The sequence below is a fragment of the Comamonas sp. MYb69 genome (assembly GCF_037479315.1).
In the GTDB taxonomy this organism is placed as follows: Bacteria; Pseudomonadota; Gammaproteobacteria; order Burkholderiales; family Burkholderiaceae_C; genus Comamonas.
In genome coordinates this window covers 35,965-60,246 of the sequence record NZ_JBBGZG010000014.1, presented here as the reverse complement: position 1 = coordinate 60,246, position 24,282 = coordinate 35,965, and the positions used below count along the sequence as shown (strand labels likewise).

The following is a 24,282-nucleotide window of genomic DNA, read 5'->3' as shown; positions in this document are numbered from 1 at the left end:
ATGGCTCCCACCAGAAAGAAAAAAGCCTGCCACCGCCATGGCAGGCTTGGCCCATCAAGCTGCGAAAGGCTTAGACCGCCTGGCCGACCTCCGCCTGCGCGGCGCCACCCAACCCTGGCGGGTGGGTGACGATGCTGCGCAATTCGGGCCGGGGCTGGGCCAAGGCTGCCAGGTCGGGGCGGGGGCGGGCAAAGTCGCTGTTGTGCAAGCCCAGCTTTTCGACTGCCGCCGCCATCGCCAGCAGGCGGCCATCCTGGTGCAACGGGCCAACCATCTGCAGGCCAAAAGGCATGCCCGCCTCATCGCGGCCGCAGGGCAGCGACAGCGCGGGGTTGGTCGCCAAGGTCACCACATAGGTGAGGCTCAGCCATTCGTAGTAGTTGCGCTGGGTCTTGCCCTCCACCTCCTGCGCATAGAGCTGCGTCCAGGGGAAGGGCGACAGGGGAGTCACAGGGGCCAGCACCAGGTCGTATTGCTCAAACGTGCGCTGGAACATGCGCTGGATGCGGGTCTGCGCCAGATGCGCCCAGGCCCGGTCGCCCAGGCTGATGCTGGCGGCCATCTCCACATTGGCCAGCACATTCGGGCCCAGGGTCTCGGGAGCCGTGCGGTAGATATCGGCAAAGGCGGCGACAAAGCTCTCGGCGCGGATAATGTCAAAGCAGCGGTGCGCTTCTTCCAGGTTCCAGGGCAAGGCGTCCATGCAGGCCACCTCACCCGCCAAGGCCTGCACCCGCTGGCGAAAGGCACGGCGCACCACCGGGTCGACCGCGCAGGTGCCAAAGTCTTCGGTATAGGCCACGCGCAGGCCGCGCAGGTCCATCTCTGGCACAGGCCAGACAGGGGCATGGCCCACGCCCATGCTCAGCGGGTCCATTGGGTGCGGGCCCATGCTGGCCTGCATCATCAGCGCGGTATCGGCCACATCCCGGCCCATGGGGCCGAGCACCGAGATGGCCGACCAGCCCAGCGGCCGGTCATCATTGGCGATCAGGCCCGGCGAGGGGCGCAGGCCGACCACGCCGCACAGCGCCGCCGGAATGCGCAGCGAGCCGCCGGTGTCCGAGCCGGTGCACAGCGGAAACATGTCGGTGGCCAGCGCCGCGGCCGAGCCACCCGAGGAGCCCCCGGCATTCAAATCCGGGTTGAAGGGGTTGCCCGTAGCGCCCCAGACCGGGTTGCGGCTGTTGGCACCTGCGCCCATGTCCGGCGTATTGGTCTTGGCCGTCACGATCGCGCCCTGGGCGCGCAGCCGGGCCACGAAGGCATTGTCCTTGACAGGCACATGGCCGCGCAGCCGCACATTGCCGCTGGTGGTCAGCAGGCCTTCGGTGGCCTGCAAGTCCTTCACGCCCAAGGGCAGGCCATGCAAGAGCGGCAGCTGGCTGCACCGCCCCACCTGCGCTTCGGCCAGTTGGGCGGCTGTGCGGGCCCGCTCAAAATCGGTGGCGCAGATTGCATTGACCGCCGGGTTGATGGCCTGCATGCGGGCGATGCAGTCATCGAGCAGTTCGACCGGCGAGATCTGCCGGCTCTGGATCAGGCTGCGCAGCTCGACTGCGCTGTGTTCTACCAAACTCATTGCGTGGCCAATCCCAGTTTGTCGATCAAAGGCTTCCAGACGGCGATGTCGCGCTCGGCAAAGCCCAGCACATCGGCAGGCTGGCTGCGCATCAGGGTCATGCCCATCTTGTCCATGCTGTTGGCATAGACCGGGTCGCTGTAGCACTGGTTGGTGGCATCGTTCAAGGCCTTGATCACCTCAGGCGGCGTGCCCTTTTTGGCCACCACCGCAATCCACGATGGCCGCGCCAGCACCGCCGGCCCACCGGCCTCGGCAATGGTCGGCACATCGGGCAACACCGCCGAGCGCTGGCCGGCAAAAATCGCCAGCGGCACCAGCTTGCCGGCCTTGACCTGGGGCGCTGCGGTGTTGAGCACCAGGGTCATCGCCTGGATCTGCTGGCCCATCAGGGCCGTCAGGCCCGCGCTCTCGCCGACAAAGGGCACATGGGTGGCGGGCCAGTGCATGGCATCGGTCAGTGCCGTGGTCAGCAAATGCGCAGGGCTGCCCTTGCCGGGCGAGCCAAAGTTCAGCCCACCGGCCTGGGACTTGGCGACCTTCTCCAGGTCCGCGAGTTTGCTCACGCCCGCACCCGCAGGCACCACCAGCACCAGCGGGGACGAGCCAATCATCGCGACACCGGCAAAGTCCTTGAGCGGGTCATAGGGCATCTGCTGGTGCACATAGGGCGTGATCGTCATCTGCGACATGCCGATGGTCATCGCAAACGCGCCATCGGCCGGCTGGCCCTTGAGGTAGTTGATGGCCAGGATGCCATTGGCACCGGGCTTGTTCTGCACGACCACCGGGCGCCCCATCAGCCGCCCGGTGCATTCGCCCCAGGCGCGCGTCATCGCGTCCGAGCCACTGCCCGGCGGCTGCTGCGCGATCACCTGCAACGGGGTCTGGGCGGCGGCGCCAAGGGCCCAGGCCGTCAGGCCACAGGCAAGAAGGGATGCTCTGATCAAGGGGTCACCTCGCTGGAAAAAGATTGAAGAAGCAGGGACAGCTGCTGCAGCTGCCGGTCCATCGCAGCCGGGCTGGAGAACGGCGCGAGCACGCCCAGGCCGCGCAGGCAGGACAGCACCAGCTGAAAGCGCGCTTCAGCGGCGGGCCCACCGGCCCATTCGGGAAAGCTGCGCAGCATGCGCAGCAGCAGCTTGTCATTGATGGGGGCGCGTGCGGCCTGGATATGCGCCACCATGGCGGCATCGGCACGCACCGCCAAGTAGGCCTCCCAGGCGACCGCAAAGCGGGGCTGGCCATACAGCCGCAGCCAGGCCTGTTGCACAAAGTGGTCGGCACGCCGCTGCAAGGGCCAGTGCGGCGCGGGCCAGAAACTGTCGTCGGTATCGATCTGCTGCACCAGCCGCTCAATGATCTGCAGCATCAGCGCGGCCTTGGACGGGAAATGGTGCTGCACCGCCCCCGTCGTCATCCCCGCGATGCGGGCCACCTCATGCATCGAGAGGCTCGCAAGCCCCTTGGTTTGCATTACATCGAGCGCAGCATCCATCAGACGCTCACGCGTCTGCTCACTCTTGATCTGATGCAGGTTGGGCACAACAGGGGGTCTCCTAAAATACATTATGCGTGTAATGTAATTTGGCTGACATCCGGGTTTGGCCTAGGAAAAGGGCGCCCGGTCTCAGGGGCGATCCGCGCTGCAATCACCAGACCAGGCCCCTCTTGCGTTTTCTCGGAGAGTGCAGTGGTGGCCGCTTGCCCCGCAGCGTGCCGGCCTCAGAAAAGATCTGTGAGCACCGCCAGCTCGGCCAGAAACGCCTGCATCTGCGGGCTGGCCTCTTCGCCCGGCGCCAGCAAGCCATGCTTGTGCGCCAGCTGCCGAAACACCGAGGCCGCCGCCAGCTGCGGCAGCGCAGCGGCACCGTCTCCCCCCTCCCAGGCATCGCTCAGGTTGTCATGGGCTATTTCAATCATGCGAACTCCTCTCTTCTTATGGGCAGCCAACGCAGAGCTTCGTTTGCAGCTGCTGCCGGATGGCGACATCAAGCCTAGCCAGTTTATGGATAATACTGTATGAATATACAGTATTTTTATATCGCCATCGAAGGCACTAGGGTGAGCACTATCACCACTTTCAGGGATTGACACCATCTAGCACACACCGCACATTTAAATGTCAACATATGTAAAAAGCTTATGAAGGTGTACTAAATGGCCATGAACCAGTTTTTATGTGCGGGAGCGTTTGCAGCATTGGCTTCCATAGGGGTGCACCACAGTGCACATGCACAGGCGTTTACAGAAGCTTTTAACGACATCAACACCCTGGTTAGTGGCGGATGGGTAATGAGCAATGCCAGCGTGGGAGTCGGGTCCACCGGCTGGTTTCAAGGCAATCCGCCCACTGCAGGTGGTCCTTTTGACGCACAAAGCGGCGCTGCCAATGCGTATATCGGAGCCAATTACAACAACACTGGCAGTGTCGGAACGATCAGCAACTGGCTGCTCACGCCTAATCGAACCATACGCAACGGCGATGTGCTGACTTTTTATACAAGAAAGCCCTCCCCGGACACCTACGCCGATCGCTTGGAAAAGTGCGTCTCAGCACGAATGGGGCCAGCACAAATGTCGGCAGCGGCACTGGCGTGGGTGATTTCACGACGCTGCTGATGAGTGTCAACCCTGGCCTCACCTTGGGGGTCTATCCAACCTCCTGGACGCAGTACACCGTCACCGTTTCGGGCCTGCCAGCCCCCACGTCCTCGCGCATGGCCTTCCGTTATTTCGTTACCAGTGGCGGTTTTTCCGGAACGAACTCTGACTACATCGGCATCGACACTGTGAGCTATACGCCCTATGTCTGCCCTTCTGTCGTGCTGACGCCTGCGGGCGCCCTTGCTGGAGGCAGCGTGGGCCAAAGCTACAGTACCACACTCAGCCAGAGTGGCGCGCTGGGCGCTCCAAACTTCGCCGTCACCTCGGGGGCACTGCCACCAGGTTTGACGTTGTCGAGCAGCGGCGCCATTTCTGGCACCCCCACAGCCGCCGGAGCCGCCAACTTCACGGTCACGGCGAACGATGCGAGCGGTTGTTCGGGCGCCCAGCCCTATTCCATCTCTGTGGAACAGGGATTGCAATCCATTAGCTTCCCATCGCAAAGCCCTGCCAGCCAGCTGTACACACCCGGGGGCAGCTTCTCGATCAATCCTCAGGCAAGCGCAAGCTCCCTCCTGCCCGTGAGCTATGACAGCAGCACGCCAGCGGTCTGTACGGTGGCAGGCACCAATGTCTCCATCAACAGTGGTGGCATCTGCACACTCGTCGCACAGCAAGCTGGGGATGTGAACTACACAGCTGCGCCGTCCCAGTCTCAGAACGTCACCGTTGACAAGGCAGCGCAGACCATCAGCTTCAGCTCGTTCATCCCCGCCAATGCCAAGGTAGGCGGCAGCTATACCGTTTCAGCCGATGGTGGCGCCTCTGGCAACGCCGTTAGCTTCTCGATCGACAGCGGCAGCCTTTCAGTCTGCAGCATCAGCGGCAACCTGGTCTCCTTCAATGGCGCCGGCAACTGCAGCATCAACGCGAACCAACTGGGCAACGCCAACTACAGCGATGCCACCCAGGTGCAACAGACGGTCGCTGTCGCTCAAGGTGGATCGGGCATCAGCATCAACTCCAGCCAAAACCCTTCACAGCCGGGTCAGAGCGTGACGTTCACGGTATCGGTAGCCTTTGATCCCAACAAGACCGCTGCTCTGCAGGCAAAAGCAGCGCCAGTGCCCACGGGAACGGTCGAGATCCTGGACGGCTCCACATCGCTGGGGAGTGCTGCACTCGTAAATGGCGTAGCCACCATCAATGCCGTACTGCCTGCTACTGCCGGAGCGCACAGCCTCGTTGCCAGTTACAGCGGCGATGCCAACTACCCAGCACTCCAGAGCGAAGCCTTTGTCCAATCCGTTGTGGCAGCAGTGCCAATGGCGGTGCCTACGCTGTCCGCATGGGCCGCACTCAGTTTGTCCGCCCTGCTGGCACTTGTCGGACTCACTGCAGTTCGCAGACGCCCTGGCGCATAAGCGCAGCAAGCCACCCCAACGGGGTGGCTTGCTGCCATCTCTTCACCACTTCGACCACCACCGACCATTTTGCCCAGGCCCCTGCCATGCACACATCCCTTCACCTATTGCGGCGCGCATCGCTTTTTCTCATCGCACTCTTATGTACTGCGCTTGCCCATGCAGCCACACTGACGACCACGTATAACGCAGGCAATAACCATCGAGGCAATATGTTCGATGTCATGGCCAACCAGGCCATTGCCATTACGCAGTTTGATATGTCGCCGATGGGAAATACGGATTATGAAATCTACTACCGCATCGGCACCTGGGTAGGCCATGCCAATTCGCCTGCTGACTGGACCTTGCTGCAAACAGGACCGGTATCGGCAAATGTGTCAGGTACAGGTGTACCGGTAGCACTGGAGACCCCCTTAAGCCTGCTTGCCAATGAGACATATGCGTTCTACATCACGTCTACATCGACCAATGTCAGCTTGAATTACAGCGATGGGATCAACGTCGGAAGGCTTTTTGCGTCAGACAGCGTGTTGTCATTTTTCGAGGGAGGCGGTATGGAATACCCCTTTACCAACAACACGGGAGCGGTATACCAACCTCGGGTCTGGAACGGTGCCATCCACTACGACGTCGTGGGCCCCGCCAGCCGCCTGGCCGTCAAAACACCTGCCACCGCAACCCAAGGCACGGCGCTCGATTTCAGGGTGACCGCCCTCGATGCCGTAGGTTACCAAGTGCCGAGCTATACCGGTACGGTGCAATTTTCCAGCTCGGATGCAGCTGCGACGCTGCCGGTCAGTGCAACACTGGTGAATGGCCAGAGCACATTCTCGGCAACATTCCTCACCACAGGTACACAAACTATCGTAGCTACAGATATAGTCGTCCCCGGCATCGTCGGCACATCCAACAATACGCTTGTTGCAGCAGCGCCGGTTCCTGATGCCCCGACCATCACTTCGGCCGTTGCAGGCAATGCAGAGGTAGAGCTGAGCTGGTCCGTACCTGCAGACAATGGTTCGGCCATCACGGAATATGTTGTGACGGGTCTGCCCCAGGGCAACTGCACATCGGTGTCGACAAACTGCCTGATCACCGGTCTGACCAACGGCACCCCCTACACCTTTACGGTGGTGGCCAAGAATCTGGGCGGCAGCAGCGCCGCCTCAGCTGCAAGCGTTGCCGTCATCCCCAGCGCAGATTTGCTCTTTTCTGGCGCCGGTCCCACCATTACTTTGCCCCAAGGCGCCATAGGCCAGAACTACAACGCACCGATACAGGTCAGTGGTGGCCTGCTCCCCTACAGCTTTGCACTCAGCGGTAACCTGCCTGCAGGCCTCAGTCTCAACACCAATACCGGCGTGATCAGCGGAACGCCCACTACGGTGCAGACGGAAGAGTTCAGCATCACGGTCACGGACAGCGTAAGCGCGCAACAGTCCTTTGATAAGGCGGCGGCTGTCCATACCGCAACGCAGAGCTTCAGCATTACCATCACGGCAGCGCCCGTGGCATCAACGCCAACACCTGTTCCTGGCCTGGGCACCTGGGGTCTGCTGGCGCTGTCGGCCTTGCTGGCACTGCTGGGCATGGCGCGGGACCGTGGCCGGTTCAAGGCTTGGTCGCTCTAAGCGGTCCATAAGGTCTGGAGATTGGGCGTCGCCTCAGCGCTCCAGACCAGCGCAAACTGCGCGCCATCAAAATTTTCAGCATGCCGGGAATAATCCCGGCAGGCCATCCGTCTACAGAGGTGTTCCTCCACCCAACCCTGAAAGATGGCCGCCATGAAAACCCCTTATGCATCCCTGATCGCTCTGTCACTGGCCGCGCTGCTGGCCCCGTTGGCCCAGGCTGAGCCGGCGGCCAAGATGGCCCATGGCATGCTGGTCAATGCCAGCGGCATGACGCTCTACACCTTTGACAAGGATGTGGCCGGCAGCAACAAGAGCATGTGCAACGGCCCCTGCATCGCGCTGTGGCCAGCCCACGCTGCGGCAGCCGATGCCAAGCCCGAAGGCGACTACAGCATCATCACCCGCGACGACGGCAGCAAGCAGTGGGCCTACCAGGGCAAGCCGCTCTATACCTATACTGCGGACAAGAAGGCCGGCGACGCCACGGGCGACAACTTCAAGGACGTCTGGCACGTCGTCAAGTAAGCGCTGGCTGCTGCTGATTCCCCTCCTCACCCCCGGACCCCACTGCCCCATGCGCGCACAGGACGAAGCGGAGATTGTGGCCTGCATCCCCAGCCTGCGGCGTTATGCGCGCGGGCTGGTCTCGGACCCCGACCGCGCCGATGACCTGGTGCAGGACACGCTGGAGCGCGCCTGGTCGCGCTTGTCGATGTGGCAAAAGCGCAATGAGCTGCGTGCCTGGATGTTCGGCATCATGCACAACCATTTCATCGACCGCCTGCGCGCCCAGCGCAGCCGGCCCGAAGACAGCGCAGGCGACGAGTTGCCCGAGCTGCCCCAACGGGCCCAGCAGACCGATGCGCTGGAAGTGCGTGACCTTGACCGCCTGCTGCAGCGCCTGCCGCCCGAGCAGCGCGAGGTGCTGCTGCTGGTCAGCGTCGAGGAGCTGAGCTATCAAGAGGTGGCGCAGATCACCGGCGTGCCGCTGGGCACGGTGATGTCGCGGCTGTCGCGGGCACGCGCCCGGCTGCGCGATGAGATGGCGAGCCCGGGCCAGAGCAGGGAGCAGGACAAAGTCAGCCATGCAGCGCAAAGAATTCAACGGGTGAAGTGACCATGGACCAGCCCAACCTCAAAGCCCTGGACGCCAGTCCCATGCCGCCGGTGACCGAAGCCGATCTGCATGCCTATGTGGACCGGCAATTGCCCAGCGCACGCCACCTCCAGGTCGAGCAGTACCTGCACGAGCACCCGGAAGAACGCGCCCGTGTGCAGGATTGGCAGCAGCAGAATGCGCGGCTGCGCGAGATGCTGGCCCCGGTGATGGACGAGCCCTTGCCGATGGGCCTGCCCCTGCGCCCCACGCACAGCAGCCTGCCCTGGCGCAGCCTGGCTGCGAGCTTGCTGGTGGCGGTCGTCAGCGCGGGGGCGGCCTGGTCAATCCGCGGCGCAGTCGATGCCAAGGCCATCCAACTCGCGATGGCGGGCCAGCCCGCAGCCACCCGCCCACCAACCGCCCAGCCCCAGCTGCTGCCCGCCAGCGGCGCAGCCTTGAGCGGCTTTGCCCAGCGCGCTGCGATAGCGCATGTGGTCTTCAGCCCCGATGTGCGGCGCCCGGTAGAGATTGGCGCCGAGCAGGAGCAGGCGCTGGTCACCTGGCTGACCAAGCGCATGGGCACCCAGGTGCGCCCACCTCCGCTCAATGCGCTGGGCTACCGTTTGATGGGCGGCCGCCTGCTGCCCGGTGACAGCGGGCCGGTGGCGCAGTTCATGTACGAGACCGAGGCGGGCCTGCGCCTGACCCTGTATGTGACCCGCGAGGTGAGCAGCCAGAGCGATGCACAGTTCAAGTTTGGCCAGGACGGCCCTGTCAACGTCTTCTACTGGGTGGAAAACCACCTCGGTTATGCCATCTCGGCCGGGGCCGACCGGGCCGAGCTGATGCGCGTCTCGCAGGCCGTCTACCAGCACCTGCAGCAGGACTGAATGGCCACACTATCGCTGCCAACTGCCACGCCATCCCACATAGCCTCCGGCCTTTGCATCGCCAGGGCGAGAACCATGCGCACGCCCCAGGCCTTTGCGCACGAGCTGCAGTCGCCCACTGGGCAGCCCATTTTTGCCAATAAGGCGAGCAGACATCTGCCGCCCGCTCAGTGACACAGCCTGCAGATGCTGCGCTCAGAGCCCGCCGTCAGTGATGCTGCCAACGGGCGATCAGGCCTGGGCGTTCCGCTGTAATAAAGCCGCTGCCCTTGCGGGCGGCGCATGCAATACGTCTGTGGGACTGGGAGTGAGCAGCATGCGCGCGGCATGAAACCGAATCAATCCCCCAGTGGCTTGGGATGCTGCATCGCTGCCAGCCGGCGGTATTTCTCAAAAGTCTTGCTGATATCGGTGGAGACCGAAGGCACATAGCGCTTCGCTTTCTCGCCGCGATGGGCCACCAGCGGACGAGTCGGCATGGTCAGCATCGGAAATGATGGCTGGTTTTGCATACCCAACTCCTTTCACAAAAGACTTCTTAATCGATTCAGTCAATGACTTAAGAATGTAAGCCTTGCTTGCGCAAAGTCAAGCTACGGACCGGCCCGGGCTCCGTCATGGTTGTAATTAATTGCAAACCAGATGCGAAAAAGCGGCGGCGCGGCAATGCCGATCTGCCGATGCTCCAGGTTAGAGATTGCTGACAATCCATTTCAAAAATTTCATACAGAATCCCTGGTCTCAAGATAGCCACCAGGGTCTGTGTCCCCAGGTTGGCCTTCCACGATGGGAGGTTTTCCATGCCAGCGCTTATCCAGGTTCGATCACCCCAGTCTTCATCGCCCAGCCAGCTCAAACTGGGCAAAGGCCAGACCCTGATTGGCCGTGGTCAGGGCTGCGGTTTGCGCCTGGATGACCAAGGGGTCAGCCGAGACCATGGCGCCTTCAGCTACTACATAGGCGTGTTGGTGGTGGAGGACCACGACAGCACCAACGGCATCTTCGTCAACGGCACCAAGGTCAAGCGCCAGGTGCTCTACACGGGCGACCGGGTGACGGTGGGGCCCATCGAGATCTACATCCAGAAGGGCTCGGCGGCGTCGACCTCGGAAGGCGCATGATCGCTGCTGGCCGCGCCCCAGCGCCGGCGCTGGCACAGGTTCGCACACGGGCACAGCGCGAGTGCGCACTGCGCCAGCCGCGCTAGCTGCGCTAGCTGCGCCGCAAGCAATCGGGCAGGTGCGCAAGCCGTTTTATTTTTGCGACAGATCGAGAATCAGGTCGATGAAGCCTGCAGAACCGGGCAAGTCTGATGATAATTATTACGATTAGCCACAATTGTGGCTTGTTCTAACGATTAACCAGGCCAGGCTTCCGTCCAGCTCGAAGACAGGCGTATGCGTTAGAAATGGGTTTGTCCATGAGATCTATTTTTGTTCGGGCGCAAGGCCAGTACCGGTTATGCATCGGCGCGGTGCTGCTGTCAGCGGCCGCCGGCCCCAGCCTGGCCCAGTCCTATGTGTACGCGCCCAGCACGCTGTCGGGTATCGATGGCTGGGTCGCAGGCTGGATGAGCAATCGTCCGCCAGGCACGCTGACCCAGGACTGGTATCCAGGCTCTGTAGAGGGCAGCACGGGCACCGATGCAGTGGAGGGCCCCACGCATGACAGCACATTCCTCTCGAGCACGGGCCCGCAGCGTTTTGGCGCAGGCTTGAGCGCCAGCCCCGACCCCACTTTTCCAGATTTTCAGATCATCTCCGGCCTCAGGACCAGCACGGCCGATGCGGCAATGGCCGACCAGCAGTACATCGAGTTCCCATTCACCACCGGCACGATGCAGTATGCGGACGCCACCGCATCGGCGGCGTTGTTTTATGTCAATGCGGTCGTCACGGCCAAGCGCTGGAACCTGAACAACAACGCGCACCCGCGCGCCTTTGGCTATGCCGCTTTCGTGGTGGACGCTGGCGGCCATCCGGTCAGCGAGCTGTTGCCGCAGATAGCCGATGTCAGCATGGTGCACGGCGATGGGTTTGAGTTTGTCCGCCCCTCGGATGGCCCTGGTCCCGGCATCACGCTGCAACCCGGCACCCCCTACGCCTTGCGCTTTTACCTGTACCGCACGGCAGCCAACACCGATGGGCGCGCATCCTGGGACGACACCTTGTTCACGATGAGCCGCCAGACCTTGGCAGAAATCATCGTCAGCGCCAGCGCCGTCACGGCCATACCCGCTGGCGCCCAGAACGACTACAGCTACAGCTTCAACGTCTACAACAACGGCCCCGACCCGACCCGCGCCGTCGTCTCTGACCCCTTGCCGACGGCGGCCAATGGCGCCAGCGCAAGCTGGTCCTGCATCGTGCAGCCTTCCGGCCTGCCATGCGCCACCCCTTCCGGCATGGGTCCTATCGGCGCCGTGGTTCAAGCCTTGAACGCTGGCGACACCGCCGTCTATACCGTGACCTGGACCGGTCCGGGCATCACGGCAGCCAGCACACATACCGTGACCGCACAGCCCCAAGCAGGCAGCCCCGCCGATCCGATTAGCACCAACAACTCGGCAGATCTCGCGCTGGTCCCCCCCACCATCACAGCGCAGGACGATGGGGTGACCTTGACCAGCAACACCGCCAGCGCTGCAACGCCGGTGGCCACCAACGACAGCAGCACCGGTGGGGTGGTGGACCCGGCCTCCGTCACCCTCGCCACGCCACCCACAGCAGGCACCGTCAGCTGCGAGGCAGGCGTTTGCACCTATGTGCCGCCTGCGGGTGGACTGACCAGCCCGGTGAGCTACCAGTACAACATCTGCCTGGCAGCGCCCAACCAGGCGGTCTGCGCGACGGCCACCGTGCGCGTGTCGGCGCCACAGCCCCATGCCGTGGCGACCAACCCAACACCGGTACCGACAACCGGGGCGTATGGCCTGTCACTGCTGGCCTTGCTGCTGGGCTGGCTTGGCATACGCCAGCGCCGCCAGTCCAACAGCGCGTGACGGCCGCCGTGGCCGAGCGCTCAGCGCGAGGCCCCTGAGAGCGCCAGCACGACGCCAAAGCCCAGCAACAAGCCACCAAACGCGCGGTCAATCCAGTGGCGCGCCGCCAATAGGCGGCTGCGCACAGCACCCGCCGAGAAGCACAGCCCCACCAGGCTGAACCAGGCGATGTGCGCCAGCGAGATAAAGGCGCCATAGCCCAGTTGCACGGCCAACGGCGTCTGGGGTTGCACTACCTGCAAGAACAGACTGACCATGAAGACGGTGGTCTTGGGATTGAGCGCATTGGTGAGAAAGCCTGTGCGCAGCGCCGCCCTGTCGGACAGCGGCGCGAGGGGCACCTCGGCGCAGGCCTGCGCAGGCTGGCTGCGCAGCATCTTCAGCCCCAGGTAGACCAGATAGGCGGCGCCCAGCAGCTTGATCGCGTTAAAGAGCCATAGCGACTGCTGGATCAGCAGGCCCAGGCCCAGCAAGGTATAGGCCACATGGACCAGCACGCCCAAGCCAATGCCCACAGCGGTCAGCACGCCTGCGCGCCGCGACAGCAGCAGGCTGTTGCGCGTCACCATCGCAAAATCGGGCCCCGGGCTGATGACAGCGAGCAAGGTGATGGTGATAACAGCTAACAATTCGGTCATCGCGTATCCTGTGCAACAGTAAAAACTGCTCGCATGGTGCCTGCAAATATGCGCCATGAAAAACGATGATTTCTGACAGCCATGGTGAGCCTGGTTCACCACTCACCGACAGCCGCCTGCCCTCCTTGCTGGCGCTGCGCTGCTTTGAGGCTGCCGCCCGGTTGGAAAACTTCAGCCGCGCTGCAGACGAGCTGCACCTGACCCATGGCGCCGTCAGCCGCGCCGTGCGGCTGCTGGAAGACGACCTGGGCCTGGCGCTGTTCGAGCGGCGCAGCCGGCGCGTCTTTCTGACTGCCGAGGGCCGCGCATTGGCCCAGGCCGTTGGCCAGGGGCTGGATCTGATGCGCCAGGGCGTTGCCGATTTGCGCGCCCGCGCGCGGCAGCAGCGGCGCTGGGTGCTGTCCTGCGAGCCGACCTTGCTGATGCGCTGGCTGATCCCGCGCTGGCCAGACTTCCAGGCGCGCCACCCCGGGCTGGAGCTGCACCTGGTCGCAGGTGGCGGCCCCTTCTCCTTTGCCAGCGGTATCGACTTGGCGATTCGCCGGGATGACTTCGCCTGGCCCTCCGGCTGCCATGCCGAGCCCCTGTTTGCAGAGCGCATCGGCCCGGTCTGCCGCCCGGACAGGCAAGCCGCCTGGTTCCGCACGGGCCCGCGCGGCACGGCACTCCAGCCCAAGGCCGTGCCCTTGCACAGCCGCACGCGCCCCGGCGCCTGGCAGGACTGGTTCGCGGCCACAGGCCGGCCCTTGCCCGCCGCGAGCGGGCACAGCTTTGAGCATTTCTACTTCAGCCTGCAAGCGGCCGTTGCCGGGCTTGGCGTCGCCATCGGCCCCTGGCATCTGGTGCAGGACGACCTTGCCCATGGTCTGCTCGCCGCGCCGCTGGGCTTTGTCGAGGACGGCTCGCACTACTGCCTGCTCTCACCCCAAGCCTTGCTGCCGGGCAGTGTGCAGCAGCTGCTGCTGGCGTGGCTGCGGTCCATGGCCTAGCGCCTGGAATCCATGGCCATGCAGCACCCATGGCCCGCGCGCGAAAGGGATACGGCCGGCACCATTTTCCTTACATACAAAAAATCAATGACCAATCGCAGGTTTAGCAAAAACTTCCTCCATTTTGCAAATTCACCCGATTGAATAAGACAATAAAAATCTCCACTGTGATACACGCCGATTCACGTCATTTTTTGGAGATGCAGCATGCGCGAAGCCCACACCGTCAAAGACAAAGTCGTTCTGATTGCAGGGGGAGGCAAAAACCTCGGTGGCCTGATTGCCCGTGACCTGGCCAGCCAGGGCGCCAAAGCGGTTGCGGTCCACTACAACAGCGCCGCCAGCCGTGATGAAGCACTGGCCACCGTGGCCGCCGTGGAGAAACTGGGCGCCAAGGCCATCGCACTGCAGGGCAACCTGAGCAGCGCTGCTGCCGTACAAAAGCTGTTTGCCGACACCGTGGCCGCACTGGGCCGCCCCGACATCGCGATCAACACCGTCGGCAAGGTGCTCAAGAAGCCGATGGTCGATATCTCCGAGGCCGAGTTCGACGAGATGTCCAACGCCAACAGCAAGGCAGCGTTTTTCTTTCTGAAGGAAGCGGGCCTGCACCTCAATGACAACGGCAAGATCGTCACGCTGGTGACCTCGCTGCTGGGTGCCTTCACCCCGTTCTACTCGTCCTATGCCGGCACCAAGGCGCCTGTCGAGCACTACACCCGTGCAGCGGCCAAGGAGTTTGGCGCACGCGGCATCTCGGTCACCGCCGTCGGCCCCGGCCCGATGGACACCGCCTTCTTCTACCCGGCAGAAGGGGCCGATGCGGTGGCCTACCACAAGACGGCCGCTGCGCTGTCGGGCTTCAGCAAGACGGGCCTGACCGATATCGAAGATGTTGTGCCCTTCATCCGCCATCTGGTCACCGACGGCTGGTGGATCACCGGCCAGACGATCCTGATCAACGGCGGCTACACCACCAAGTAAATGGCGCGAGCGGTGGGCGTGCCGATCGCTGCAGGCCAGCCTCCTGCGCCTTCGGATGCGCTGCACCGCCGCCCGCCAGTGACGTCACCCGGCGGACGGTGAACCGCAGCATGCTTGTGCGGGGCCGTGGCTACGGCTATGGCCCTGCAAAAACGCTGCGCGGCCCACGCCGGCCACTGCCCCTGGCATGGGGCCCGGGTGGTGCTGTGCCACCTTTGCCCAGCAGGCGCAGCGTCTTGGATTCTGAACCTTTGAGAGTATCGATATGCATGTACTGATGGTGATGGGCGGGGGCCTGCTGCTGCTCGGCGTGTTTGTGCTGTTTGGCTGGCTGTGGTCGGCCAGCGTTGCAGGCATGGTGGTCGCAGCCAAGCTGTTCATGCCGGTGTGGCTGCTCATTGCCTGCACCAATATGTGGGTCGGCGTCACCCAGGCGGGCTACAGCGTGCGCGACGAAGCGCTGATCCTGCTCATCGTGCTGATGGTGCCGGTGCTGCTGGCCGCCTTTGTCACCCGCATCCTCTCGCAGGCCTGAGGCCATGCCCGCAACTGCAGAACTGCCATGCCGATAACCCCCGCCTTCTCCCATCCCTTGCTGCGCCAGCGTGACGGTCACCACGCCCGCGTGACCTATGAAGAGCTCTTCTTTGACCTGGTCTATGTGTTTGCCGTCACCCAGCTGAGCCATGAGCTGCTGCACCATCTGGGCTTCATGGGTGTGGCACAGACCTTGGTGCTCTGGTTTGCCGTCTGGCTGGGCTGGCAGTACACCTGCTGGGTCACCAACTGGTTCGATCCGCAGACACCCCGTATCCGCGGCATGCTGTTCTCCACCATGCTGCTGGGCTTGCTGATGGCCTCCAGCATTCCCGAAGCCTTTGCCGAGCGCGGGCTGGTCTTTGCGCTGGCCTATGTGGCCATGCAGGTGGGGCGCACCGCCTTCATCTGGTCGCAGCTGCCTGCCTGGCACCCGCTGGCGCTCAACTACCGCCGCATGCTCGGCTGGGTCTGTATTTCTGCCGTGTTCTGGATTGCGGGAGGGCTGGCAGACCCGCAGCTGCGCCTGCTTTTGTGGTTTGTGGCCGTGCTGTGCGAGTATGTGTCACCGATGTTTGGCTTTGCACTGCCGGGCCTGGGCCGCAGCCAGACGCAGGACTGGACCATCGAGGGCGGCCACATGGCCGAGCGCTGCCAGCTGTTCGTGATCGTGGCACTGGGCGAGACGCTGCTGGCCAGCGGCGCCACGCTGGCCGATACCAAGACCTGGGAGTGGGATGTGCTGATGGCGCTGGGCGCCACCTTTATTGGCACCTTGGCGATGTGGTGGCTGTACTTTGGCACCTCCAGCAAGGACGCCACCGAGGCCATCACCCGCGCCGAGGATCCGGGCCGCATTGGCGCCTACTTCCACTATGTGCACGCCATCTTGATCGCCGGGGTGATTGCCTCTGCGGTGGGCAACGACCTGGTGCTGGCCCACCCCCATGCGCTGGCAGCAGCGCCGCAGATCGCCATCTTGCTTGCCGGGCCGGCCATCTATCTGCTGGGCAGCGCCATCTACAAGAAGACCGTCTATGGCGCGCTGCCCGCATCGCACTGGCTGGGCGCCTTGATGCTGCTGGTGCTGGTGCCTCTGGGCCAGGTCTGCAATCTGTTGGTGCTGGGCTGGCTGACGACGCTGCTCATCCTGGGTGTGGCGCTGTGGGACACCCATGCGGCCAAGCGGCGCCAGCGCCTTGGCACGGTCGCCGAGCATGGCCACCACTAGGCAGTGCCATCTATAGGAAGACGATCTATAGCGCGCCCCCCGCGTCGCACTGGCTGGGCGCCTTGATGCTGCTGGTGCTGGTGCTGGTGCTCGTGCCTCTAGGCCAGGTCTGCAATCTGTTGGTGCTGGGCTGGATGACGACCCTGCTCATCCTGGGCGTGGCGCTGTGGGACACCCATGCGGCCAAGCGTCGCCAGCGCCTTGGCACGGTCGCCGAGCATGGCCACCACTAGGCAGTGCCATCTATAAGAAGACGGTATATAGCGCCCCCGCGTCGCACTGGCTGGGGCAGCGCAGGGATCGGCACGGCACCCTCGGGACTGGAAAATAGGTAACATTTCTTGTTATCTAGTTTCTCTATAGGCATCCGAAAATTCAAAAAAATACCAAAGACATTTTTTAAAAAACAGAGAAAATCAGCCTTTACAGAGGTACTCATGGGTCTAAACCCCGTTTTCACAGGCTTTGTAAAGCACCCCGCATGGATGCCGCAGTTAACATTGATTTAAAACAAACAAGCAACATGCCAGACACCATGTGTGACAATTAACAACCGTTAAAGGTGTATCAAGGTCCAACAGAAGCTATGAGCAATGCTGACATGCAGTCTCCACATGTGTTGATCGTGGATGATGATCCAGACCAGCTCCGTTTGCTGGTCGCCGCATTGCGCAATACCTCGTACCGGGTCAGCGTCGCACTCAATGTCGACCAGGGCTATGCCCGGGCAGCGGTGCTGCTGCCTGATTTGATCTTGCTCGATGTACGCATGCCAGGGCGCAACGGCATCACGATTGCGCGCCTGCTCAAGACCAACCCGGCGACCCAGCACATCCCCATCATTTTTCTGTCGGCCCTCATCGAGCAGGACGACCGGCTCTCGGGCCTGCGCGCCGGTGGCGTGGACTACATCACCAAGCCCTTTTTTGTCGAAGAGATCCAGGAGCGCGTGCGTATCCACCTGATGCTGGCCCGGCAAACCGTGGCGCAGGCGCAGGAGGGGCACTTGGGCCAGGCCGAGCGCGCCGCAGCGCCGCCAAGCCAGTCTCCGGCCAACCTCACGCTCAAGCAGGTGGCGACCGAATACATCCTGGGCAATATCCAGGACCCCGACTTGAAAAGCTCGGACGTTGCCGCCAGCCTGGGCCTGTCCATGCGGCGCCTGAACATGGTGTTCGAGTCCAGCGACGGACTGTCGGCCTTTGAATTCATCCGCCAGGAGCGCATGCGCCGAGCCGCGCTGATGCTGGCCCAAAGCACCTTGAGCATTGCCGATGTGGCGCTGGAAGTGGGCTATCTGAACTCGGCCAACTTCTCCACCGAGTTCAAGAAGTTCTGGCAAAAATCGCCCACCCAGTTGCGCAGCGAGTGCCAGGCCGACCCTGAGGTGCTGCAACAATTGGTCGCCTCCAAGTTCCACTGAGGCCGGGGGCCTGCCCGCATCTGCCCCGGTGCCCTGTATCGGCGCCCTGCACCCGTGGCCTGCACCTGCCACCTGACTCTGCGCATCACCAAGACCATGGACATACCCGCCCCGCCTTCGCCATTCGCTGACCCAAGCAGCGCTGCCACCCGCAAGCCGCCCGCTGCGATGAAACGCGGCCGGGAGATGCTGCCCCTGGTGCGCCGCGCCACCGTTGCGCTGGTACTGTTCTGGCTCTGCCTGGTGGCAGGTCTGGGCTGGTGGCTATCGCAGCGCATAGCCACGCAGTGGACCCAAAGTCAGGCCTCCAGCGCCGCCTATGAGGCCGAGACCACGGCGCGCGTGGTGGACCGGCTTTTCACCCAGATGGTGAGCGTGGCCAATATGGTGGCCAGCCAAAGCCAGGTGATCGAGCTGGCCACGCGCTACCGCACCGACCCGCCAGGCCTCGAAGCGCTGACCCGCCAGCAGCGCGCGGCCCAGTTCACCTCCGACCCGCTGGTGCGCAAGGTGGGCGACTTCATGGACGCGCTGGGGGCCGACCTGCGCTACGCCCGCATCTACCAGAACAACCTGTCCGACGACACGATCACGGCCAGCAACTGGGCGGCACCCGACAGCATCGTCGGCATGATCTACTCGGGCCGCATCTACCTGAACAATGCCTTGCGCGATGGCAGCGGCCATTCCTTTGGCATTGCGCGCATCAACAAGACCCCTTCCTACTTTGTCGCCAGCCGCATCGACGATGCCCAGGATGTTGTGCAGGGCTCCGTGACCGTCAAGTTCGATGCGCCTGATATGGCGCACTACCTGACGGGCCGGCATATTGCGCTGATCGTCAACCGCCAGGGGCGCGTGACCACCAGCTCGTCCGAGCCCTTCATGCTGCGCAATGTGGCGGCGCTGTTGCCCGCTGGATTCCTGCACCCCCGGGACGACGGAGATGGGGAAGACCTGGGCGAGGCCATGGCGATCCAGCCCATGTCCACCCACAACCGATCGGACCAATGGCTGATCGACGGAACGCCCTATGTCATCAAGCACCAGCCGCTGACCAACACCCAGTACGAGCTGATGACGCTCGCATCGCTGGAGCCCCTGGCTGCCATCCGCGAGCAGCACCTGTGGACCGCCATTCTGGTCGCTGCGGTCGGCACCGTGCTGATCCTGCTGTCCTGCCATATCCTGGGCCAGATGGTGGTGCGCCGCCAGGATGAGAAGTACGCGGCCATGGTCACCTCGGCCCTGAATGCCGACCTGAGCACGGCGCTGAGCGACGCCCAGACCAAGGAGCGCCAGAAGGTGGAAGTGCTGGGCTATATCGGCCATGACCTGCGCGCGCCGCTCGCAACGATCAAGGGCTACTCGGATCTGCTGCTGACAGAAGCCCCCGACAAGCAGCAGGGCCTGGTCAAGACCATCCAGCGCAGCGTCAAGTACCAGCTGGACCTGATCGACGAGCTGCTGGAATATGCCAAGTCCGAGCTGCAACCGCTGGCGGTGCGCCCCGCGCCCCTCGATCTGCAGGCGCTGCTGGACGACATCTCCGACTACGCCGTCTCGCTGTGCTCGCAGCAGAACAACCACTTCCACAGCCATGTCAGCGGCGCCCTACCCCGGCGCATCGCGATGGACGGCAAGCGCCTGCAGCAGGTGCTGCTCAACCTGGTCTCCAATGCCGCCAAGTTCACCCGCGATGGCGTGGTGACCTTGTCGGTCAACGCCCGCCAGGACGGCGAGTTCTGCGTGCTCCATGTGGCCGTGGCCGACACCGGCATCGGCATCGACCTGGCCCAGAAGCCCGATATCTTTGATGCCTTCCAGCAAATCCAGGCCGAGGGTGGCAGCACGGGCCTGGGCCTGTTCATCTCGCAGCGCATTCTGATGGCGATGGGCGGCAGCCTAGAGGTGAGCAGCGCCGCCGGCCAGGGCACCACCTTCTCGTTCGAGCTCTCGGTGCCGATCATCGACGGCAGCGGCGCAGCGGCCACGGCGCAGCCGGGGCAGCCGGCCCGCGCAGCGCTGGCGCCCGTCGCTGCGATAGCCACCCCTGGCGATGCCGCGCTCGATGAGCTCGCCGAGCTGGCCCTGCATGGCCGCCTGACCGATATCGAAGGCTGGATCAACCGCCACACCGACCACACAGCCCATGCGCTGTTCACCGCCCAGCTGCTGGACCGGCTGGAAAAATTTGACTTTGCCGGCATCCACCAACTGGCGCTGCGCAGCAAGCGCGGCGCCAGCAGCGCGCCGCACTGATTGGGAGGAGCAGGGCTGGCAGCGGCTGGGCAGGCGCTCAGCCCTGCTGGCCGCGCTGCGTCCAGCGGCTGCTGAGGGCCCGGGCCAGCCAGTCGAGCACAAAGCCCAGGCAGCCGATGACAACGATGCCGGCCATCAGCTCGTCATAGGCCAGGCGGTCGCGCGTGTCCAGCACAAAATAGCCCATGCCGCTGGAGACGCCCAGCATCTCGGCGGGCACCAGCACAATCCAACCAATGCCCACCGCCAGCCGAAAACCGGTGAGGATATGGCTGATGCAGCCGGGCAGCACCACGCGGGCAATGGTCTCCCAGCGCGTGGCCGACAGGCTGTGCGCCAGCCGCATCCAGGCCGGGTCCAGCGCAGCCACACCGGCAGCGGTGTTCAGCATGATGGGCCAGACGGTGGCAAAGCTGAGCAGAAAAATCACCGGTGCCTCGCCCACGCCCAGCGCCATCACCGCCAGCGGCATCCAGGACAGCGGCGAGACCATGCGCAAGAACTGAAAAGTCGGCCCGCTGATGCGCGCAAAGAGCGGCGACAGCCCCAGGCACAGCCCCAGCGGCACGCCCATGGCCAGCGCCAGGGCCAGCGCAATCGCAATGCGCTCCAGGCTCATGCGGATATGCGGCCACAGCTCGCCACTGCCCAGCAGATGCACGAGCGCCTGGAGCCCGGCCTGCGGCGCAAAGGCGGCGCGGATGGCCTCCACATCGGACAGATGCCGGGCCGCCACCGCCCACAGCGCCAGCGTGATGGCCATGCCCAGCAGCGGCCAGGCCAGGCGCGCCGCCCAGCGTTTGCCAGCCTGCATCATGCGGCAATCACTTCCTTGCGGCTGAAGTCATCGGCATGGCCAAAGGCCTTCAAGCCGCCCACCTGGCTGAGCGCCTGCTTGACAAAGCGGTCATCGACCAGGTCCTTGGCAGCAAAGGCCGGGTCCAGCTCGCGGATAAAGTCCACATTGCCTTCCATCAAGGTGCCCTGCATGGCCTTGACCAGCTCCTGCGTGTAGCTGGGGAAGGGATAGGGCTGGAAGTCGATGCGGCGCTGGTTCCACTCGGGGTGCTGTAGCACGCCCTTGGCGCGGTACTGTTCGAAGTCCTTCAGGTCAAACACCTTTTGCAGCACCGGCAGCGGGTGCGGCGTGTACTTGTTGGCACCGTCCTTGGACATCAGCTCGGCCGTCTCGCCCATGTGGTCGCGCGTCCACAGCTGCGCCTTGACGATGGCCGTGGTCACGCGCTGGGCCCATTCGGGGCGCTCGGAAATGTCGCGCTCGGACAAGGTCACCAGGCAGCAGGCATGGTCCTTCCAGATATCGCCCAGGAAACGCGCCACCTTGCCCACGCCCATGGTCTCGGCCACCGCGTTGAACGGGTCGGCCACGATAAAGCCCGAGACCGATTTGGAGGCCAGCGCGGCCACCATCTCGGCGGGCGGCACGATCACCAGGTTCACCTCCTTGGCTCCCAGCGCCGTGCCCTTGGGCTTGCTGACCGGCGTGAGCCCGTTCTTGCGCAACACCTGCTGGATGAGGATGTTGTGGATCGAGTACCAGAACGGAATCGCAAACGTGGTGCCGGCCAGATCGGCCACGCTGTTGATGTTGGGGGCCACAGTGATGGCCGAGCCGCTCATATGGTTCCAGGCCACCACCTTGGCACCAAACTTGGAGCCATAGCGCACCGACAAGGTGGTGGGCGAGAGCAAGTGCACCACGTTCACCTGGCCGGCAATAAAGGCCTCGATCAGCTGCGCCCAGCTGCGAAACAGGCGCGGCTTTTCCGTCTGCAGGCCTTCGGCCTCAAACAGCTTGCGGCTGTGCGCCACAAAGAAGGGCGTGGCATCGGTAATGGCCAGGTAGCCGATGCGCACGGGCACATCGTCGCCCTTGAACTTTTGTGCGAAGGCATCGCCCGCGCGCAGCAAAGGCGTGGCCGCTGCGCCGCTGATGGCGGCAATGCGCAGCCAGTCGCGCCGGCTGATGCCGCAGTCGCAGTGGCTAGAGGTGCAAATGTGCTGGTAAGTCATGGTTCTCTCTCCTCGTCGTTGGGGTGTGTCTCAGGTTTGTCAGACGGCCGTGGTCTGCCCGCGCAGGCTTTGCAATGCATGCAAGATCTCCAGCCGCATCGCAGCGACGCGCTCGTCGTCCATGCGCCGTGGGTGGGGAATGTCGATGCGCCAGCTCTGCACGATGCGGCCAGCGCCGGCTTGCACATCGGGCGTGCTGCCCATCAGCAGCACCCGGTCTGCGACCAGCAGGGCCTCATCGATATCGTGGGTGACCAGGAGCGCTGCGGTATGCCAGCGGTGCACGACCTCCACCAAGAGCGCCTGCATGTCGCTGCGGGTGAGCACATCAAGCGCCGAGAACGGCTCATCGGCCAGCAGCAGGCGCGGCTCGCGCGCCAGCGCACGGGCCAGCGCCGCCCGCTGGGCCATGCCGCCCGAGAGCTGGGCCGGAAAAAGCTTTTCCTTGCCGCGCAGGCCCACGGCCTCGATGCTGGCCTGCACGCGCTGCGCAATCACCGGTTGCGTGGCCTGGGGCTGGTGCTTGAAGTCCAGGCCAAAGGCCACGTTGTCCTGCACATTCAGCCAGGGCAGCAGGCTGGCCTGCTGGAACACCACGGCCGCGCGCGGGTGCGGCGCCCGCAAAGGCGCATCGAGAAACTGCAGGGTTCCCGCATCGGGCGGCTGCAGTCCGGCCAGCGTGCGCAGCAAGGTCGATTTGCCGCAGCCACTGCCGCCCAGCAGCGCCACAATCTCCTGGCTGTCGATATCGATATCGATACCGGCAAACACCGGCTGGCCGGCCCGGTAGCCATAGGCCAGGCCCCGGCCCTGCAAGGCCTGGCGGGGTGCAAGGGCTGCCGTCATGCCGACACCTGCGCCGCTTGCTGGGCCAGCTCGCCCTCCAGCTGCGTCAGACTGGGCGTGACAATCGGGATAAAGGCCGACTCGCGCCAGCGGCGGCCAAAATCGGGCTGCTGGTCCTGCAGATAGGCGCGGCCTCCCGTGGCTTGCAGCTCCAGCTGCAGCGCTTGCTGCACGAGGCCTGCCAGGCGCATGCGCAACGCAAACAAGGGGCTGACATCGGCGACCCAGCGGTCATCCAGCACCCCGTCCAGCAGCTCGGCCTCGATCTGGCCCAGCAGCTTCTGCGCCTCAGCCACACGTTTGTGCAAGGGGCCTCGCGCGCCGCCCCCCTGGGCAGCAGCCTGCAGCGCGGCCCGCGCCAGCCCGATCGACAACGCACACTGCATGCCCAAAAAGCCTGGCCGCGCGGCCTTCAGGTACGGAGGCCCGGCCTGGGCCAGCAGCGCATGCGCGGGCACCACCACCTGGTTGAGCTGCAGCGCAGCGGTATTGCTGGCGCGCATGCCCAGCAGGTCCAGATCGGGCGAGCGCACCAGGCCCGGCAGCCCGCTCTCCAGCGCCATCACCATCGGCAGACCGCCGCCTTCGGGCTGCACGGCGGCAGCCACGACAAAGCCCTGGCTGCGCACGTTGGAAACCCAAGGCAGCACGCCATCGAGGCTCCAGCCTTGCGCCAGTGGCTTGGCCTGCACCTGCAAGGCCTCGATGCGCGACAGAAACTTGATCACATTGGAGAGGCCCACCGCCCCGGCGATCTCACCGCGCAGCAAGGCATCCCACCAGCGCTCGCGCGCGGCCTCATTGCCGCTGGCTTGCAGGTAATGGATAAAGGCGCGCTGGCTCCAGAACACAAAGGCCGTCGTCAGCGACAGGCTGGCCACCTCGGCGATCGCGGCAATGGCATCGCGCACATCACCACCATGGCCCCCTTGTGCGACCAGCAGGCCGGTGCGCAGCAGGTCATGGTGGGCCAGCATCGGCAGCACGGTGCTGGCCAGCTCGGCCTGGGTATCGAGCACAAAGGCGCGCTGTGCGATATCGGTTCTTGCGCTGTCGGTCAGCAAGGGGGTGGAAGTGCTCATCGTGTTGGGAGGCCCG

General features: G+C 64.0%; 25 protein-coding genes and 1 pseudogene. 16 read left to right on the top strand and 10 right to left on the bottom strand.

All coding sequences use genetic code 11. From position 1 onward, the window contains the following. Positions 1 to 70: 70 nt before the first annotated feature. From WH303_RS18435 to WH303_RS18420, 4 genes are all read right to left on the bottom strand, one after another. Positions 71 to 1,582: an amidase gene (locus tag WH303_RS18435; RefSeq protein WP_339520237.1), complete on the bottom strand. Its 1,512-nt coding sequence runs from the start codon at positions 1,580 to 1,582 to the stop codon at positions 71 to 73. Further along, entirely contained in the window at positions 1,579 to 2,532 is a 954-nt protein-coding gene (locus WH303_RS18430) for a Bug family tripartite tricarboxylate transporter substrate binding protein (protein WP_021026337.1), read from the bottom strand. The genes WH303_RS18435 and WH303_RS18430 overlap by 4 nt, the downstream gene beginning before the upstream one ends. After that, positions 2,529 to 3,128 carry a TetR/AcrR family transcriptional regulator gene (locus tag WH303_RS18425; protein ID WP_339520234.1) on the bottom strand — a complete coding sequence of 200 codons (600 nt, stop codon included), beginning with the start codon at positions 3,126 to 3,128 and terminating at the stop codon, positions 2,529 to 2,531. The genes WH303_RS18430 and WH303_RS18425 overlap by 4 nt, the downstream gene beginning before the upstream one ends. A gap of 179 nt (positions 3,129 to 3,307) precedes the next feature. Then, positions 3,308 to 3,505, bottom strand: a complete 198-nt coding sequence (locus tag WH303_RS18420) for a hypothetical protein (protein ID WP_339520233.1) — start codon at positions 3,503 to 3,505, stop codon at positions 3,308 to 3,310. Positions 3,506 to 3,742: 237 nt separating this feature from the next. Between WH303_RS18420 and WH303_RS18415 the strand changes: the two genes are divergently transcribed. The 6 genes from WH303_RS18415 (at position 3,743) to WH303_RS18390 (ending at position 9,239) form a co-directional block, all read left to right on the top strand. Beyond that, positions 3,743 to 4,204, top strand: coding sequence for a choice-of-anchor J domain-containing protein (locus WH303_RS18415; protein WP_339520232.1), 462 nt, complete (start codon positions 3,743 to 3,745; stop codon positions 4,202 to 4,204). Next, positions 4,204 to 5,613 (top strand): IPTL-CTERM sorting domain-containing protein, encoded by a 1,410-nt coding sequence (locus WH303_RS18410; RefSeq protein WP_445228312.1) that lies wholly within the window; start codon positions 4,204 to 4,206, stop codon positions 5,611 to 5,613. Before WH303_RS18415 ends, WH303_RS18410 begins: the two co-directional genes overlap by 1 nt. A gap of 86 nt (positions 5,614 to 5,699) precedes the next feature. Further along, entirely contained in the window at positions 5,700 to 7,247 is a 1,548-nt protein-coding gene (locus tag WH303_RS18405) for an IPTL-CTERM sorting domain-containing protein (protein ID WP_158400505.1), read from the top strand. A gap of 153 nt (positions 7,248 to 7,400) precedes the next feature. Further along, positions 7,401 to 7,775 (top strand): COG4315 family predicted lipoprotein, encoded by a 375-nt coding sequence (locus WH303_RS18400; protein WP_021026344.1) that lies wholly within the window; start codon positions 7,401 to 7,403, stop codon positions 7,773 to 7,775. A 49-nt stretch (positions 7,776 to 7,824) separates the two neighbouring features. After that, the gene (locus WH303_RS18395; RefSeq protein ID WP_339520229.1) at positions 7,825 to 8,367 is read left to right on the top strand and encodes an RNA polymerase sigma factor; all 543 of its coding nucleotides are present in this window, start codon (positions 7,825 to 7,827) and stop codon (positions 8,365 to 8,367) included. Positions 8,368 to 8,369: 2 nt separating this feature from the next. Further along, positions 8,370 to 9,239 (top strand): anti-sigma factor family protein, encoded by an 870-nt coding sequence (locus WH303_RS18390; protein WP_339520227.1) that lies wholly within the window; start codon positions 8,370 to 8,372, stop codon positions 9,237 to 9,239. 338 nt (positions 9,240 to 9,577) lie between these two features. On the opposite strand, the gene WH303_RS18385 is transcribed toward WH303_RS18390, so the two are convergent. Beyond that, positions 9,578 to 9,751 carry a hypothetical protein gene (locus tag WH303_RS18385; protein ID WP_021026347.1) on the bottom strand — a complete coding sequence of 58 codons (174 nt, stop codon included), beginning with the start codon at positions 9,749 to 9,751 and terminating at the stop codon, positions 9,578 to 9,580. 288 nt (positions 9,752 to 10,039) lie between these two features. On the opposite strand from WH303_RS18385, the gene WH303_RS18380 reads away from it, so the two are divergent. Together WH303_RS18380 and WH303_RS18375 are read left to right on the top strand one after the other, a co-directional pair. Then, on the top strand, positions 10,040 to 10,360 hold the full coding sequence (locus WH303_RS18380; RefSeq protein ID WP_084635753.1) for an FHA domain-containing protein: 321 nt from the start codon (positions 10,040 to 10,042) through the stop codon (positions 10,358 to 10,360). A 299-nt stretch (positions 10,361 to 10,659) separates the two neighbouring features. Then, the gene (locus WH303_RS18375) at positions 10,660 to 12,240 is read left to right on the top strand and encodes an IPTL-CTERM sorting domain-containing protein (protein WP_158400507.1); all 1,581 of its coding nucleotides are present in this window, start codon (positions 10,660 to 10,662) and stop codon (positions 12,238 to 12,240) included. 20 nt (positions 12,241 to 12,260) lie between these two features. Here WH303_RS18375 and WH303_RS18370 read toward each other — a convergent pair whose 3' ends face one another. Beyond that, positions 12,261 to 12,878, bottom strand: coding sequence for a LysE family translocator (locus WH303_RS18370; protein WP_339520224.1), 618 nt, complete (start codon positions 12,876 to 12,878; stop codon positions 12,261 to 12,263). A gap of 65 nt (positions 12,879 to 12,943) precedes the next feature. On the opposite strand from WH303_RS18370, the gene WH303_RS18365 reads away from it, so the two are divergent. The 8 genes and pseudogenes from WH303_RS18365 to WH303_RS18330 all read left to right on the top strand — a co-directional run bounded on the left by WH303_RS18365 (position 12,944) and on the right by WH303_RS18330 (position 20,304). Continuing rightward, a complete protein-coding gene (locus tag WH303_RS18365; RefSeq protein WP_339520222.1) occupies positions 12,944 to 13,867 on the top strand; it encodes a LysR family transcriptional regulator in 924 nt (307 codons plus the stop codon). Positions 13,868 to 14,074: 207 nt separating this feature from the next. Then, positions 14,075 to 14,851, top strand: a complete 777-nt coding sequence (locus tag WH303_RS18360; protein ID WP_021026351.1) for an SDR family oxidoreductase — start codon at positions 14,075 to 14,077, stop codon at positions 14,849 to 14,851. Positions 14,852 to 15,116: 265 nt separating this feature from the next. Further along, the gene (locus WH303_RS18355) at positions 15,117 to 15,386 is read left to right on the top strand and encodes a hypothetical protein (RefSeq protein WP_021026352.1); all 270 of its coding nucleotides are present in this window, start codon (positions 15,117 to 15,119) and stop codon (positions 15,384 to 15,386) included. 27 nt (positions 15,387 to 15,413) lie between these two features. Beyond that, a complete protein-coding gene (locus WH303_RS18350; RefSeq protein WP_021026353.1) occupies positions 15,414 to 16,619 on the top strand; it encodes a low temperature requirement protein A in 1,206 nt (401 codons plus the stop codon). A gap of 62 nt (positions 16,620 to 16,681) precedes the next feature. Further along, entirely contained in the window at positions 16,682 to 16,852 is a 171-nt protein-coding gene (locus tag WH303_RS18345; RefSeq protein ID WP_339520219.1) for a hypothetical protein, read from the top strand. A gap of 368 nt (positions 16,853 to 17,220) precedes the next feature. Further along, the gene (locus tag WH303_RS18340; protein WP_339520218.1) at positions 17,221 to 18,042 is read left to right on the top strand and encodes a response regulator transcription factor; all 822 of its coding nucleotides are present in this window, start codon (positions 17,221 to 17,223) and stop codon (positions 18,040 to 18,042) included. Positions 18,043 to 18,210: 168 nt separating this feature from the next. After that, positions 18,211 to 19,518: pseudogene (locus WH303_RS18335) on the top strand (sensor histidine kinase); the annotation flags it as partial. A gap of 156 nt (positions 19,519 to 19,674) precedes the next feature. Further along, complete coding sequence (locus WH303_RS18330) at positions 19,675 to 20,304, top strand: ATP-binding protein (protein ID WP_339520365.1); 630 nt, start codon at positions 19,675 to 19,677, stop codon at positions 20,302 to 20,304. Positions 20,305 to 20,341: 37 nt separating this feature from the next. On the opposite strand, the gene WH303_RS18325 is transcribed toward WH303_RS18330, so the two are convergent. Genes WH303_RS18325 through WH303_RS18310 form a run of 4 tightly spaced genes read right to left on the bottom strand, consistent with a single transcriptional unit; the run spans position 20,342 to position 24,266 of the window. Further along, a complete protein-coding gene (locus tag WH303_RS18325) occupies positions 20,342 to 21,121 on the bottom strand; it encodes an ABC transporter permease (RefSeq protein ID WP_339520216.1) in 780 nt (259 codons plus the stop codon). Beyond that, a complete protein-coding gene (locus WH303_RS18320) occupies positions 21,118 to 22,338 on the bottom strand; it encodes an ABC transporter substrate-binding protein (protein WP_339520214.1) in 1,221 nt (406 codons plus the stop codon). The genes WH303_RS18325 and WH303_RS18320 overlap by 4 nt, the downstream gene beginning before the upstream one ends. Positions 22,339 to 22,377: 39 nt before the next feature. Beyond that, complete coding sequence (locus tag WH303_RS18315) at positions 22,378 to 23,184, bottom strand: ABC transporter ATP-binding protein (protein ID WP_339520213.1); 807 nt, start codon at positions 23,182 to 23,184, stop codon at positions 22,378 to 22,380. Beyond that, on the bottom strand, positions 23,181 to 24,266 hold the full coding sequence (locus WH303_RS18310; RefSeq protein WP_339520211.1) for an acyl-CoA dehydrogenase family protein: 1,086 nt from the start codon (positions 24,264 to 24,266) through the stop codon (positions 23,181 to 23,183). Before WH303_RS18310 ends, WH303_RS18315 begins: the two co-directional genes overlap by 4 nt. Between the last annotated feature and the right edge of the window lie 16 nt (positions 24,267 to 24,282).

Bases quoted from the DNA above. Each gene is read 5' to 3' on its own strand.
- WH303_RS18435 (WP_339520237.1), bottom strand. From the start codon at position 1,582: ATGAGTTTGGTAGAACACAGCGCAGTCGAGCTGCGCAGCCTGATCCAG.
- WH303_RS18420 (WP_339520233.1), bottom strand. From the start codon at position 3,505: ATGATTGAAATAGCCCATGACAACCTGAGCGATGCCTGGGAGGGGGGA.
- WH303_RS18415 (WP_339520232.1), top strand. From the start codon at position 3,743: ATGGCCATGAACCAGTTTTTATGTGCGGGAGCGTTTGCAGCATTGGCT.
- WH303_RS18410 (WP_445228312.1), top strand. From the start codon at position 4,204: ATGAGTGTCAACCCTGGCCTCACCTTGGGGGTCTATCCAACCTCCTGG.
- WH303_RS18405 (WP_158400505.1), top strand. From the start codon at position 5,700: ATGCACACATCCCTTCACCTATTGCGGCGCGCATCGCTTTTTCTCATC.
- WH303_RS18400 (WP_021026344.1), top strand. From the start codon at position 7,401: ATGAAAACCCCTTATGCATCCCTGATCGCTCTGTCACTGGCCGCGCTG.
- WH303_RS18395 (WP_339520229.1), top strand. From the start codon at position 7,825: ATGCGCGCACAGGACGAAGCGGAGATTGTGGCCTGCATCCCCAGCCTG.
- WH303_RS18390 (WP_339520227.1), top strand. From the start codon at position 8,370: ATGGACCAGCCCAACCTCAAAGCCCTGGACGCCAGTCCCATGCCGCCG.
- WH303_RS18385 (WP_021026347.1), bottom strand. From the start codon at position 9,751: ATGCAAAACCAGCCATCATTTCCGATGCTGACCATGCCGACTCGTCCG.
- WH303_RS18380 (WP_084635753.1), top strand. From the start codon at position 10,040: ATGCCAGCGCTTATCCAGGTTCGATCACCCCAGTCTTCATCGCCCAGC.
- WH303_RS18375 (WP_158400507.1), top strand. From the start codon at position 10,660: ATGAGATCTATTTTTGTTCGGGCGCAAGGCCAGTACCGGTTATGCATC.
- WH303_RS18370 (WP_339520224.1), bottom strand. From the start codon at position 12,878: ATGACCGAATTGTTAGCTGTTATCACCATCACCTTGCTCGCTGTCATC.
- WH303_RS18365 (WP_339520222.1), top strand. From the start codon at position 12,944: ATGATTTCTGACAGCCATGGTGAGCCTGGTTCACCACTCACCGACAGC.
- WH303_RS18360 (WP_021026351.1), top strand. From the start codon at position 14,075: ATGCGCGAAGCCCACACCGTCAAAGACAAAGTCGTTCTGATTGCAGGG.
- WH303_RS18355 (WP_021026352.1), top strand. From the start codon at position 15,117: ATGCATGTACTGATGGTGATGGGCGGGGGCCTGCTGCTGCTCGGCGTG.
- WH303_RS18350 (WP_021026353.1), top strand. From the start codon at position 15,414: ATGCCGATAACCCCCGCCTTCTCCCATCCCTTGCTGCGCCAGCGTGAC.
- WH303_RS18340 (WP_339520218.1), top strand. From the start codon at position 17,221: ATGCAGTCTCCACATGTGTTGATCGTGGATGATGATCCAGACCAGCTC.
- WH303_RS18330 (WP_339520365.1), top strand. From the start codon at position 19,675: ATGGACGGCAAGCGCCTGCAGCAGGTGCTGCTCAACCTGGTCTCCAAT.
- WH303_RS18325 (WP_339520216.1), bottom strand. From the start codon at position 21,121: ATGATGCAGGCTGGCAAACGCTGGGCGGCGCGCCTGGCCTGGCCGCTG.
- WH303_RS18320 (WP_339520214.1), bottom strand. From the start codon at position 22,338: ATGACTTACCAGCACATTTGCACCTCTAGCCACTGCGACTGCGGCATC.
- WH303_RS18315 (WP_339520213.1), bottom strand. From the start codon at position 23,184: ATGACGGCAGCCCTTGCACCCCGCCAGGCCTTGCAGGGCCGGGGCCTG.
- WH303_RS18310 (WP_339520211.1), bottom strand. From the start codon at position 24,266: ATGAGCACTTCCACCCCCTTGCTGACCGACAGCGCAAGAACCGATATC.